Annotated in this window: 3 protein-coding genes; 2 read left to right on the top strand and 1 reads right to left on the bottom strand. The window is 69.2% G+C overall.

Annotated elements, in window-relative coordinates:
- On the bottom strand, positions 1-259 hold a 259-nt coding region (locus BIS11_RS14915; RefSeq protein WP_301286484.1), incomplete at its 3' end, for a lipopolysaccharide kinase InaA family protein.
- Between BIS11_RS14915 and BIS11_RS14910 the strand changes: the two genes are divergently transcribed.
- Positions 258-1,355: a glycosyltransferase family 9 protein gene (locus tag BIS11_RS14910; RefSeq protein ID WP_253426182.1), complete on the top strand. Its 1,098-nt coding sequence runs from the start codon at positions 258-260 to the stop codon at positions 1,353-1,355. The genes BIS11_RS14915 and BIS11_RS14910 overlap by 2 nt on opposite strands.
- Positions 1,345-2,572: bifunctional D-glycero-beta-D-manno-heptose-7-phosphate kinase/D-glycero-beta-D-manno-heptose 1-phosphate adenylyltransferase HldE (hldE, locus tag BIS11_RS14905; protein ID WP_253586412.1), on the top strand; the 1,228-nt coding region annotated here is incomplete at its 3' end. The genes BIS11_RS14910 and hldE, both read left to right, overlap by 11 nt.

The following is a 2,572-nucleotide window of genomic DNA, read 5'->3' as shown; positions in this document are numbered from 1 at the left end:
ACCACGCGTAGCGCTTCTCGCAGACCCGGGCGACGAGCCCGCCGCGCCGGTAGGGGCGCAGTACCCACTGCTCGTGGCCTGCCTGGAGAAACAGGCTCTCACCCCGGCCCGGGGCCTCGCCCACCACTTGCTCGCGGCGGCGCCATGCCGCGCCATCGAACAGCGCAGGCCCGGGTTGGTACGCCGTGGCGTCGTCACATAAACTGTCTACATCATGTAGAATCAGCCAATTTTCCTGCTGGAGTGCCGCTAAGCGCATGAAGCCCTCTTTGCCCAAGAAACCTCGCCATATTGCCATCCTGCGCCTCTCGGCGCTGGGCGATGTGTGCAATCTCGTGCCCACGGTACGCGCCTTGCAGCGCCACTGGCCCGAGGCGCGGATCACCTGGATCATCGGCAAGGGCGAGCACAGTCTACTGGCGGGCCTGTCCGGGGTCGAGTTCGTCGTGTTCGACAAGGCGACCGGCCTTGCCGGCATGCGCCGGATCTGGCGCGAGCTCGCCGATACCCGCTTCGACGTGCTGCTGCACATGCAGCAGGCTATCCGCGCCAGCCTGCTGTCGCTGGGGCTCAAGGCCGATGTGCGGGTGGGCTTCGACAAGGCGCGGGCCAAGGACTTCCAGCACTGGTTCACCCAGCGCCAGATCGCGCCGCGCCAGCACCCCCACGTGCTCGAATCGTTCATGGACTTCGCCCGGCTGCTCGGCGTGACCGACGACCGTCTCGAGTGGAACCTGGCCATTCCCGATACCGCCTTCGACGAGGCCCGGGCGCTCGCGGGGCCGGCGCCGTACCTGGTCATCAACCCCTGCAGCAACGCCCGGCTGAGGAATTTTCGCAACTGGTCGGTCGAGGGCTACGCCAGCGTCATCGAGCACGCCTACCGCCAGCACGGGCTCAGGAGCGTGCTCACCGGCGGCGGCAGCGCCGTCGAGCGTGAAATGGCCGATGCCATCGAGGCGCTCTGCCCGCCTGGCAGCGTGGTCAACGCCATCGGCGGCACGTCGCTCAAGGGCGTGCTGGCACTGATCAAAGAGGCCCGGGCGGTGATCGCCCCGGACACCGGCCCGGCCCACATGGGCAACGCCCTGGGCACGCCCACGCTCGGGCTCTACGCCACGACCAACCCGCGCCGCGCCGCGCCCTACCTGTGGCGCGATTTCGCCGTCGACGCTTACCCCGAGGCGGTGCGTACCTATCTCGACAAGTCGGTAAAGGAGGTGAGCTGGGGCCAGCGCGTGCGCCACGCCGACGCCATGGACCTGATCAAGACCGACGCGGTGATCGCCAAGCTCGATGCGCTGCTCGCGCACACCGCCGCATCGCCGACCACGGGAGTTTCCGATGAAAGTTGATTTGACCGCCCTGCAGCACGCCCGCGTTCTGGTGGTGGGCGACGTGATGCTCGACCGCTACTGGCATGGCAGCACCTCGCGCATCTCGCCGGAGGCGCCGGTGCCGGTGGTGCGCGTCGACGGCGCCGACGACCGTCCGGGCGGGGCCGCCAACGTGGCGCTCAACATCGCTGCCCTCGGTGCCCGGGTGGCGCTGGCCGGCGTGGTGGGGGACGACGAGCACGCCGCCTTGCTCAAAGAGCAGCTCGATACTGCCAATGTGAGCACTCACTTTCAGGTCAGCCCCGGCGTGCCTACCATCACCAAGCTGCGGGTGATGAGCCGCAACCAGCAGCTCCTGCGCCTGGACTTCGAGCAGTCGCTCGCCGGCGTCGAGACCGACGAGCTGCTCGCCCAGGTGGAGGCGGCGCTGTTGGAAGCCGACGTGATGATTCTCTCGGACTACGGCAAGGGCACGCTCAACCAGGTCGAACGGCTGATCGAGATGGCGAAAGCCCGGGGCAAGCGCGTGCTGATCGACCCCAAGGGCGTCGACTTCACCAAGTACCGCGGGGCGAGTCTGATCACCCCGAACCTGGCCGAGTTCGAGGCCGTGGCCGGGGTGTGCGATTCGGATGAGGCGCTGGAGCAGCGTGGCGAGGCGCTGCGCGCCGAGCTCGCGCTGGATGCGCTGCTGATCACCCGCAGCGAGAAGGGCATGACGCTGATTCGCGAGCACCACGCCGCGCTGCACCTGCCCACCCGCGCCCAGGAAGTGTTCGACGTGACCGGCGCCGGCGACACGGTGATCGCGCTGCTGGGCCTGGCGCTCGCCGCAAAAAGCCCGCTTCCCGATGCCATGATGCTCGCCAACCTGGGCGCGGGGCTGGTGGTGGCCAAGCCCGGCACCGCCACGCTTACCCTCGAGGAGCTGTCGCGCGCCCAGTACGGCGACAAGCCCGCCGAGTTCGGCGTGACCGAGGCCACGGCGCTGGTCGCGGCGGTGCGCGCCGCCCAGCGCCGCGGCGAGCGGGTGGTGATGACCAACGGCTGCTTCGACATCCTGCATGCCGGCCACGTCACCTACCTGGAGCAGGCCCGGCGGCTGGGCGACCGGCTGGTGGTGGCGGTCAACGACGACGCCTCCATTCGCCGGCTCAAGGGCGAGAAGCGCCCGATCAACCCGCTCGCCCGGCGCATGCAGGTGCTGGCGGGACTCGGCGCGGTGGACTGGGTGG

It is taken from the genome of Halomonas sp. 707D4, assembly GCF_024158685.1.
Classification (GTDB): domain Bacteria; phylum Pseudomonadota; class Gammaproteobacteria; order Pseudomonadales; family Halomonadaceae; genus Vreelandella.
This window is presented reverse-complemented; position numbering and strand designations above follow the sequence as displayed.